Below are 9,268 nucleotides of genomic sequence, written 5' to 3'. Positions count from 1 at the left end.
GTCCACGCCGTCGAGAACCACGGCGTCGAAAAGATCCTGACGCTGCGCGTCGGCGACGCGACACTGCGTGCAACCGTGCCGGCCAGGACCGACGTCGCCATCGAGCAGGCGGTGCGCTTTGCCTGGAACCCCGACAAGGTGGTGCTGTTCGACAAGGGCAGCGGCGTCAGCTTGCGTCACGCCTCGTAGCCGCATCCCAGCCTATTTCTGGAAGTAGGTTTCGTAGGGCGTGTCGTTGATCAGCAGGATCACGCATTCCGTGTCGGAGACGCAGGCGTCGTCATGCATCTCATTGGCTTTCTGGGTCCAGTAGGATCCAGGAGGCAGTTCGACCTTGGTCGCCTCGCCGCCATCCATCTGCCAGTGCGCCCACATCCCCTTTATGACCACCGCACGGTAATCCGCGGTGTGCGCATGGACCGGTGCGCGCCAGTTGCCGGGAACCTTCAGCAACGTGCCTGCCGGACCCTTGGCCCGCTCGCCCCACAATGGGCCAAGACGATGCGGCTGGTCGGGTACTTCCGCCACATAGGGGATCTTGTCGGCCGGCAGGTAGCTGTCCTCGAGGGCAAAGGCGCGCCCGGGAACCGCAAGCATGACGGCGAGTGCGATGAGCTTCGGATGATTTGGCATTGGTTCTCCTCTTCGGACCGGCTTGCCGCCGGCCTCTCGCTGCCTGGTTCTGGCAAGCTATTGCATGCGGGTGGCCCGGCAATGGCATTGCGTCCGGAAGGCTTGGCAATTCATCCAGACCCGGCGATCCACGGCCGCGCTGCGGATGGTGCCGATGCGATTGATGCCGCGCGCCATGTCGATCATCCTGACCGGCGTTTCGCTGGCGACCGTCTGTGCGGCGCCGGTCGGCGCCTATGTCGGTGACATCTGGGGCTGGCGCACGGCCTTCATGATTGCGACCGTGGTCGCCGCCCTGGCGCTGCTGGTGCAGCTGGCCACCATTCCGAAATTGCCCCCCCGTGGGTGTGGCAAGCTTCCGCACCTTGCTCCACGTGCTGAAGCGTCCGTCGATCCGGGTGGCGCTGCTGGTCGTGCTGCTGGTCGCTTCGGGACACTTTGCCGGCTTCACCTATGTCCGTCCCTTCCTCGAGAAGGTCCCCGTGCTCGACATCGAGACGATCTCGCTGGTGCTGCTGGCCTATGGCATTGGCGGCTTCTTCGGCAATGTCGCCGGCGGCATCCTGGCCGAGCGCAGCCTCAAGGCAGCCGTTGGGCTGGCGCCCTTGCTGATCGCACCGGCCGCCGCCTCGATGCTGGTTTTCGGAGCTTCGCCGACGATCGCCGCTGCCGCCGTTGCGGTCTGGGGCTTTGCTTTCGGCGCCGTTCCGGTCGGGCTGCAGAGCTGGCTGGTGCGGGCAGCACCCGACCAGGCAGAAAGCGCCGGCGGACTGATGGTGGCGACGTTCCAGGTGGCGATCGCGCTCGGCGCCGTCTTCGGCGGCCTGCTGGTCGACCACACCGGCGTCGCCAGTGCCTTCGCCCATTGCGGCGCGGCGACATTGCTGGCGGCCAGCGTGGTGTTCCTGCGCGGCCCGAAGCAGGCCGAGTAGCCTCGCCGCAATCAGGCTTCCCTGACACCTGCGCGTCGGCCCGAGAACCATCACGGTTTTCGGGTCGACGCCGTTGTGACGGCAGCGACGAGCGAACTCAGGCCGACCGCCCGTCGAAATCGAAGACCGACAGGGTCGAGGGGTCGAGATCGGCCACGCAGTTGATGTTGATGTAGGCGCTGCGTTCACGGCCCTCGCGGACATCCTCCGCAAAGGGATGGATGCCGCAGGCCCGGCAGAACCGGTGCGCGATGGCATGATTGCCGAATGTGTAGGTGCCCAAATCGTCGCCCCAGGCCAGGACCCGCAAGGTCCCGTGCGGGATGGCACACAACAGGGCGCCCTTGCGCGAGCAGATCGAGCAATTGCACCTGATGGCGCTGGTCAGTTCGGCCTTGAATTCGAAGGCGACCTTGCCGCAGTGGCAACTGCCTTTGTAGAGCATCGGATTTTCCTCGCATTCGACAGGGTGCAAAACCGTCTGCGCCGGGTTAAGTCTCGGCAAGCCAGGCACTGGCCGCTATCCCTTAAGACGTTCAAGGCGTCCGGAGTCCGACACCGAAAATGCAATCCGTCCGTGATCATCTGGAAACCATCCTTGCGCGCCTCGCCGCCCGTGCCGGCGAAGAGCGTGTGTTCACGAAGCTCTATGCCGAAGCCGCGCGGGCCGCGGCCGATGCCAGCGATGCGCGCAGCCAAGCCGGCGTGACGCTCGGGCCGCTCGACGGCAGCATCGTCTCGATCAAGGATTTGTTCGATGTCGCCGGCGAGCCAACCACGGCCGGCTCGCTGATGCTCAAGGCCGCAGCACCTCCGCTGCGCGATGCCGCGATCGTCAGCCGGCTGCGGCAGGCCGGCGCGGTTATCATCGGCAAGACCAACATGACCGAATTCGCCTTCACCGCGATCGGCGACAACCAGCATTTCGGCACGCCCGGCAATGCTGTGGACACCAATCGCATTCCGGGTGGTTCTTCCTCAGGCGCCGGCGTTTCCGTCGGCGAGCGCACGAGCGAAATATCGATCGGTTCCGACACCGGCGGTTCGATACGCATTCCGGCTTCACTCAACGGTGTCGTCGGCTTCAAGCCGACGGCGCGACGTGTGCCGCTCGCCGGCGCGTTCCCACTGTCGGCCACGCTGGACTCGATCGGTCCGCTTGCCCGAACCGTCGCCCAGTGTGCCGCCGCCGACGCCGTGATGGCCGGTGAGGTGCCGACCGCGCTGACGCCGATTGCCCTGGCAGGGCTTCGCATAGGCATTCCGCGCGGCGTCCTTTTCGAAGAGACGGAAGACGAGGTGGCGACCGCGTTCGACCGCTGCCTTGGCAAGATCGAGCAGACGGGCGCGCGGATCGAGGATCTGTCGATCGACGATCTGCTTGCCGATTTGCGCGCGGCCACCAAGCGTGGTTCGATCGCCGCGATGGAAGGGGCCGAAGTGCATGCCGACTGGCTGGCGACAGGAGCTTCGGTACCGGTCGACCCGCATGTCAGCGGACCTTTGTCGCGGGCAGCCATGCTGCCGACGCCTGTCTACATCCGGGCAATGCGCCGTCGTACAGCGCTCGCCGCCGCCATGGACGAGCGGCTGTCCTCGGTCGATGTGCTGGCCTTGCCGACCACACCGGTGACGGCGCCGACTATCGTCTCGATGTCTGACGACGCCGGGTTGCGTGACCGCACCGAAGGCCTGCTGCTGCGCAACACGCAGGTTGCCAACCAGTTCGATCTCTGCGCGATCTCGCTGCCGATGCCGAGCACTCAGCTGCCCGCCGGCTTGATGCTGGTGGCGCGCAACGGCCATGACCAACGCCTGCTGCGCATAGCAGCAGAGGTGGAGCAGCTGCTTGGCGCGTGAGCAGGGCTGAACCGCCCATCAGCGCGACGAACAGTGCTTGCGTTCGCTGTCCTTGGCGGTCCGTACGATACGGGTCGCGACCAGCCAGGGCAAATTGTACTCCTTGCCGGCGATCGTCTGGGTGCGGTGCTCGATCGAGCCCCTGACGACGATCTTGCCTGCATAAAGCGCGTCGGAAAGATCGGTTATGGCCTTGTCGGCCTGCGGCAGGCCGCTGGGGTCGATCGACACGCCCTTGATGATCGTCCCGGTGGCAAGGTCGAGTGCGCTGTTGGACGGGCAGGGCGCCTTGAAGCAGCGCAGCCCGTTGTCGCAATAGACATAACTGCTCTCGGCCGCGAATGCCGGCATGGCACAGAGCGAACAGGCAGCGACAAAGAGGAAGGCGAGACCGGGCATGGCTCTCAACGTCGCGGAGAATTGGGGCGAAACCGCGATGGGTTACAGGCTCGCCGGAAACCGCCGCCGATAGTGATCGACCACTTCTGGATTGCGCAGATTGACCGGCAGCTTGCCCGCCAGCACCAGCAGGGCTTCGCCCGCCGCGCCGACGCCCATGCGCATCATCGATTCCTCGGTGATCCCCGCCATGTGCGGCGTGACGATAACATTGTCGAAGCCGAAATAGGGATGGTTCGACGGCAGCGGCTGCGTCGCAAACACGTCGAGCGCGGCGCCGCCGATGCGCCGTTTCTGCAAGGCCTCGATCAGCGCGTCGTCGTCGACGACCGGTCCGCGCGACACGTTGATCAGCAGCGCCTGCGGCTTCATGCGGGCGATCCGCTCACGGTTGATCAGGCCGCGCGTTTCCGGCGTCAGCGGGCAGCACAGAACGATGATGTCGCTCTGCTCGACGAGAGCGTCGATCGACAGGAAGCCGACCTTGTCCGGCGCCGGCTGCATGCTGCGCGTCGTTGCCACCACCTTCAGGTCGAAGCCGTGCGCGGCGATATGGCCGACCGCCTGGCCGACGGCGCCGAGGCCGACGATGCCGATCGTCTTGCCGGCAAGCTCGCTGTTGGCGTTGGCGTGCTCGCGGCCGGCAAGCCAGCCTTTGGCGCGCAGGTCGCGGTCGACGACGCGGAAGTTGCGCAGCAAGGCGAGGGCCACGAACATGACGTGTTCGGCCACCGATCGGGCATTGACCGCCGGCACATTCGCCACCAGCACGCCGGCGGCCGTCGCTGCTTCCATCGGGATCATGTCGAGCCCGGCGCCATGACGGATTGCCGCCCGCAGCAGCTTTGCGCCGTCGAAAAGCTGTGGGGGCAGCGGCGCGCGCACGATGACGATGTCGGCATTTTTCGCCTCGGCGGCCAGCGTGGCCGGATCGATGGCGGAGGCGACGACGAGCTCGCCGGCGCCGGAGAGCATAGCCGAGGCGCGCGGGTGCAGAGGGTGCGTCGTGAGGATACGAGCCATGTCGGTCAGGCTTTTTCGAGCGCCGGGCTTTGCGGCTCCTCGCCATGGCCCTCGATCAGGCCCTTCCAGTAGCTCTCAGCGCCCTGCAGATGGGCGCTCATCAGCGCCTGTGCGAGATTGCCGTCGCGGCGCAGCAGCGCTTCATAGATCTGGATATGCTCGGCATGCGAGCGCACGTTGCGCTCGGGGTCGTTGAAATAGATCGGCAGGCGCTGCTCGCCCATCATGTAGTAGACGCTGCAGACATTGTGGAAGACGCTGTTCTTGGTGGCGCGCACGATTTCGAGGTGAAATTCGCGGTCTTCCCTGGCAAGCCCTTCGCCGGCGGCGATGCGCTCTTCCGAAGCCTTCAGGATTTCGCGCAGCCGCTCGAAATTCTCCTCGGTGGCACGCGAACAGGCAAGTTCGGCCGCCTTGATCTCGTGGATCTTGCGCAGTTCGACCGTCTCGTAGATCTGGATCGGGTCGAGCGGGAGGCCCGCGCGGGCAAAGAGCGCCATGGCCTCCACACTGGCCTGCTTGGTGTCGATGTAGATGCCGGATTTGGCCCGGCGCTCAACGATGCGCATGGCCTCCAGGATGGCCAGCGCCTCGCGGATCTGACCGCGGCTGACGGCGAAATGCTCCGCCAGTTCGCGCTCCGATGGCGTTCGGCCGCTCTCCTTGTCCGAATGGGAGAACAGGTAGGCAGCGAGTTCCGCGAGAAGGTTCTTTTCTTTCATCGTCAACCGCGTTGCGCGTGCGCCTCCAGGAACCGCTCCGAAATGGTGAATCCCAGACCCGGTTTTTCCGGGATCGCTATCATACCGTCCCTGGCTTCGACAGTCTCTTCGACCAGATCATGGATCATCGGGTTGGCGCCGAGCGAATATTCGACGGTGAAACTCGACGGCGAGGCGGCGCAGACATGCAAGCCTGCGAAAAAACAGGGCGCGCCGGCCCACAAATGCGGTGCAAAGCGCAGATTGAAGGCGCTGGCGATGGTGCCGATCTTCATCGCCTCGCTGATGCCGCCGCAGAAGGCGGGATCGGGCTGGAAGATGTCGGCGGCTTTGAGCACGGCAAGGTCGCGGAAGGCGTAGCGGGTCGCCTCGCTTTCGCCGGTGGCAATCGGAACGGCGCCACTTGCCCGCACTTCGGCCATGCCCGGCTTATCGTCGGCGATGATAGGTTCCTCGAACCACGCCAGGTCAAGGTCGTTGACGAGATGGATGAAGCGCTTGGCTTCAGCCACCGTGTAGGTGCCGTGCGCGTCGACCATCAGTTCGACATCGGGGCCGAGCGCCTGCCGTGCGGCGCGCACGCGGGTGGCGGAAATGTGCGCCGCGCCGTCCATGGCGCCAACCCGCATCTTCAGTGCCTTGAAACCGCCCTTGGCGATATAGGATTTCAACTGCTCGCCGATGGCGTCGGCGGCCGCCCAGCCGCCGGACGCGTAAGCCGGCATGCGATCGAGCTTGCGGCCGCCGAGCAGCCGCCAGACAGGAACGCCAAGCGATTTGCCAAGAATGTCCCACAGCGCGATGTCGACGGCGCTGATCGCCGCGATGCTCATGCCGCGCCGCGCCAGCTGCGGCATGGCGTGGCCGCCGCGTGCGGCGCTGTCGTGGCGCACGCCATTGTAGAGCATCTCCCAGATGATGCCGATGTCGGCCGGATCGCGGCCGACCAGCTGCGGCCCGACTTCATGGTTCAGCATGTGGACGAGTGCACCGTAGCTGCCGGCACTGCCGGCGGCGTTCTTGCCTTCGCCCCAGCCGACCAGCCCGTCATCGGTCTCGATGCGCAGGATGGCGGCGTCGAAGGTCGTCACCTGACCGAAGTCGCTGCGGTGCTGCCGAGCGGCTTCGATCGGAACGCGGATCCACCAGGCTTGGACGGACTTGATACGCATATTCTTCCCCAGCCCTGCGCCGGTCAGGGCGGAAGGGCGAATTTCCCTGAGGCAGTCGACTACTTGATCAGCGGCAGCAACGTTTCGGCGTTGATGCGCATCTGGTCGGTGTAGAATTTCTCGGTGAGCACGCTGGAGCCGTGGTCCTGGATGAACTTCAGCTGTTCGGGCGAGATATCGACCGGATTGCGCTCGACCATGTCGGGATAGGGGGCCGCCGGCGTCCGGTCGACGGGCGCGACGAACTCGTTGGTCAGCGCGCCGTCGTAGCCGATCTCGCGCAAGGTGGCGACGATCTTCGGCCAGTCGATCTGGCCGAGACCGGCGGCGAAGCGGTTGTTGTCGGCGACATGGAAGTCGAACAGGCGCTTTCCGGCCTGCCGGATCGCGTCATAGACGTTAAATTCTTCCATATGGAGGTGGTAGGCGTCGAGGCAGACACCGCATTCGGGGCTGACCGCGTCGGCCAAAGCCAGCGCCTGGGCGCCGCGATTGAACAGATAGGTCTCGAAGCGGTTGAGCGGTTCAACAGCGATCTTGACGCCGACCTTCTTGGCGTGGGTGAAGCATTCGCGGGTGGCGTCGACGACCCACTTCCATTCCTCTTCCTCGGTGCCGTCAGGCACGACCTTGCCGACGGTCGCCGGAACCAGCGTGATGATCTCGCCATCGAGTTCGCTGACCATGGTCAGCACGTCCTTGACATACTGAACGGAACGCTCGCGCTGGCCCTGGTTCCTGGCGGCAAGGTTGCGCTCGCCCAGCATCAGGGTCACCGCGCCCCAGCAACGAATGCCATGCTCCTTCAGCAGCGCCCGGGTCTCCCTGGTTTTGTACTGCTCGGGTTCGCCGGAAATCTCGATCGACTCATAGCCGAATTTCTTGATGCGCTTGAGCGTCGTTTCCAAGGGTTCCGCGCGCATCCAGTTGTGCGTCGAAAGATGCATGGTCTGTCCTTCCCAACTCGTCTCTATGGTTCGCCTGCGACATGCATCGCCAAAAGGCGACACAAAGGTTCCTCCCCAAGGCGTTCCCAGCCTTTTCTCGCAAACTGGTTCGACCAATTGGGCCTGAAGCGAGGTCTACAGCAAATTATCCGGATCGGCAAGAAGCGCCGGGATGCAACTTTCGCTGTGGAGTATTTCCTTGATTATATTGAGATATATATGCCTGCGCCGGGTGGTTTTGGGGTCATGATGGCGCATTGCAAGGCTTGACCAAAATTCCACATTTGGTAATACCAGAATGGTGGTGCGTGCAAGCGCCCGTTGAGAAAAGACCAAAGTGGCTGGCCCTGTTTCCAATCGGCGCTATGCTCGGTCGCGAGAGAAATGAGGGAGGATGCCGATGCCGACGACAATGAAGGGCCCGGGGCTGTTTCTGGCGCAGTTCGCGGGCGACGCCGCGCCGTTCAACTCACTGGCGTCGATCACCAAATGGGCGGCCGGTCTCGGCTACAAGGGCGTGCAGATCCCGACCTGGGACGCGCGGCTGTTCGATCTCAAGAAGGCGGCCTCTTCCAAGGCCTATTGCGACGAGGTGAAAGGCATTTGCGCCGACGCCGGCGTCGAGATCACGGAATTGTCGACGCATCTGCAGGGGCAATTGGTGGCGGTGCATCCTGCCTATGACGCGCAGATGGATGGCTTTGCGCCGCCATCGGTGCACAACAATCCCGCAGCCCGGCAGAAGTGGGCTGTCGAGCAGATGAAGTTCGGCGCTAAAGCATCGCGTAATCTAGGCCTGAATGCTTCAGTGTCGTTTACCGGCTCGCTGGCTTTCCCTTACCTCTATCCGTTCCCGCAGCGGCCGGCTGGACTCATTGAGGAAGCGTTTGGCGAGCTCGGCAAACGCTGGAAGCCGATTCTCGACGTGTACGAGGACAACGGCGTCGATGTCGGCTATGAAATTCACCCGTCTGAAGACGTTTTCGACGGCGCCACTTTCGAGATGTTCCTCGACGCGGTCGGCGGCCACAGGCGCTGCAACATCAATTACGATCCGTCGCATTTCCTGCTGCAGCAGCTCGACTATCTCGAATTCATCGACATCTATCACGAGCGCATCAAGGCGTTCCACGTCAAGGACGCCGAGTTCAACCCGACCGGCCGGCAAGGCGTCTATTCCGGCTATCAGAGCTGGACCAACCGCGCCGGGCGCTTCCGTTCGCTGGGCGATGGACAGGTGGATTTCGGCGGCATCTTCTCCAAGCTGACGCAGTACAATTATGATTCCTGGGCGGTGCTGGAGTGGGAGTGCTGCCTGAAGCATCCGGAGGATGGTGCGGCCGAAGGCGCGCCTTTCATCGAGCACCACATCATCCGGGTGACGGAAAAGGCATTCGACGACTTCGCCGCTGGCACCACCGACAAGAAGTTGCTGCGCGCCATGATGGGAATCTAGCTCGATTTTCCCTCCCCTTCGCGGGGAGGGAAAATCGAGCTAGATTCCCATCATGGCGCGCAGCAACTTCTTGTCGGTGGTGCCAGCGGCGAAGTCGTCGAATGCCTTTTCCGTCACCCGGATG

At 64.0% G+C, this 9,268-nt stretch carries 9 protein-coding genes and 2 pseudogenes; 4 read left to right on the top strand and 7 right to left on the bottom strand.

The features are described 5' to 3' along the window. Positions 1-189, top strand: a pseudogene (locus EN969_RS06110) (TOBE domain-containing protein); the annotation flags it as partial. Positions 190-201: 12 nt separating this feature from the next. On the opposite strand, the gene EN969_RS06105 reads toward EN969_RS06110, so the two are convergent. Further along, a complete protein-coding gene (locus EN969_RS06105) occupies positions 202-633 on the bottom strand; it encodes a DUF4437 domain-containing protein (protein ID WP_013529500.1) in 432 nt (143 codons plus the stop codon). Positions 634-769: 136 nt separating this feature from the next. Between EN969_RS06105 and EN969_RS06100 the strand changes: the two are divergent. Beyond that, positions 770-1,565 (top strand): annotated as a pseudogene (locus EN969_RS06100) (MFS transporter); the annotation flags it as partial. 97 nt (positions 1,566-1,662) lie between these two features. Here EN969_RS06100 and EN969_RS06095 read toward each other — a convergent pair. Beyond that, the gene (locus EN969_RS06095) at positions 1,663-2,010 is read right to left on the bottom strand and encodes a GFA family protein (protein ID WP_063169049.1); all 348 of its coding nucleotides are present in this window, start codon (positions 2,008-2,010) and stop codon (positions 1,663-1,665) included. Between the two features lie 119 nt (positions 2,011-2,129). Here EN969_RS06095 and EN969_RS06090 point away from each other — a divergent pair, with 119 nt between their 5' ends. After that, entirely contained in the window at positions 2,130-3,425 is a 1,296-nt protein-coding gene (locus EN969_RS06090; protein ID WP_063169048.1) for an amidase, read from the top strand. 18 nt (positions 3,426-3,443) lie between these two features. Here the strand turns inward: EN969_RS06090 and EN969_RS06085 are convergent, their stop codons facing one another. From EN969_RS06085 to EN969_RS06065, 5 genes are read right to left on the bottom strand one after another with little or no spacing between them, the layout of a single operon-like run. Further along, positions 3,444-3,824 carry a hypothetical protein gene (locus EN969_RS06085; RefSeq protein WP_063169047.1) on the bottom strand — a complete coding sequence of 127 codons (381 nt, stop codon included), beginning with the start codon at positions 3,822-3,824 and terminating at the stop codon, positions 3,444-3,446. A gap of 42 nt (positions 3,825-3,866) precedes the next feature. After that, entirely contained in the window at positions 3,867-4,847 is a 981-nt protein-coding gene (locus EN969_RS06080; protein WP_063169046.1) for a hydroxyacid dehydrogenase, read from the bottom strand. A gap of 5 nt (positions 4,848-4,852) precedes the next feature. Further along, positions 4,853-5,569, bottom strand: coding sequence for a FadR/GntR family transcriptional regulator (locus tag EN969_RS06075; RefSeq protein ID WP_013529506.1), 717 nt, complete (start codon positions 5,567-5,569; stop codon positions 4,853-4,855). Between the two features lie 2 nt (positions 5,570-5,571). Further along, the gene (locus EN969_RS06070; protein WP_013529507.1) at positions 5,572-6,741 is read right to left on the bottom strand and encodes a mandelate racemase/muconate lactonizing enzyme family protein; all 1,170 of its coding nucleotides are present in this window, start codon (positions 6,739-6,741) and stop codon (positions 5,572-5,574) included. A 59-nt stretch (positions 6,742-6,800) separates the two neighbouring features. Next, positions 6,801-7,688 (bottom strand): sugar phosphate isomerase/epimerase, encoded by an 888-nt coding sequence (locus EN969_RS06065; protein WP_013529508.1) that lies wholly within the window; start codon positions 7,686-7,688, stop codon positions 6,801-6,803. A gap of 400 nt (positions 7,689-8,088) precedes the next feature. Between EN969_RS06065 and EN969_RS06060 the strand changes: the two genes are divergently transcribed. After that, the gene (locus tag EN969_RS06060; protein WP_063169045.1) at positions 8,089-9,144 is read left to right on the top strand and encodes a sugar phosphate isomerase/epimerase; all 1,056 of its coding nucleotides are present in this window, start codon (positions 8,089-8,091) and stop codon (positions 9,142-9,144) included. The last annotated feature ends 124 nt before the right edge of the window (positions 9,145-9,268 follow it).

Origin of the sequence: Mesorhizobium sp. M7A.F.Ca.CA.003.01.2.1, from assembly GCF_003998945.1 — a bacterium.
Classification (GTDB): Bacteria; Pseudomonadota; Alphaproteobacteria; order Rhizobiales; family Rhizobiaceae; genus Mesorhizobium; species Mesorhizobium ciceri.
This window is presented reverse-complemented; position numbering and strand designations above follow the sequence as displayed.

Bases quoted from the DNA above. Each gene is read 5' to 3' on its own strand.
- EN969_RS06105 (WP_013529500.1), bottom strand. From the start codon at position 633: ATGCCAAATCATCCGAAGCTCATCGCACTCGCCGTCATGCTTGCGGTT.
- EN969_RS06095 (WP_063169049.1), bottom strand. From the start codon at position 2,010: ATGCTCTACAAAGGCAGTTGCCACTGCGGCAAGGTCGCCTTCGAATTC.
- EN969_RS06090 (WP_063169048.1), top strand. From the start codon at position 2,130: ATGCAATCCGTCCGTGATCATCTGGAAACCATCCTTGCGCGCCTCGCC.
- EN969_RS06085 (WP_063169047.1), bottom strand. From the start codon at position 3,824: ATGCCCGGTCTCGCCTTCCTCTTTGTCGCTGCCTGTTCGCTCTGTGCC.
- EN969_RS06080 (WP_063169046.1), bottom strand. From the start codon at position 4,847: ATGGCTCGTATCCTCACGACGCACCCTCTGCACCCGCGCGCCTCGGCT.
- EN969_RS06075 (WP_013529506.1), bottom strand. From the start codon at position 5,569: ATGAAAGAAAAGAACCTTCTCGCGGAACTCGCTGCCTACCTGTTCTCC.
- EN969_RS06070 (WP_013529507.1), bottom strand. From the start codon at position 6,741: ATGCGTATCAAGTCCGTCCAAGCCTGGTGGATCCGCGTTCCGATCGAA.
- EN969_RS06065 (WP_013529508.1), bottom strand. From the start codon at position 7,688: ATGCATCTTTCGACGCACAACTGGATGCGCGCGGAACCCTTGGAAACG.
- EN969_RS06060 (WP_063169045.1), top strand. From the start codon at position 8,089: ATGCCGACGACAATGAAGGGCCCGGGGCTGTTTCTGGCGCAGTTCGCG.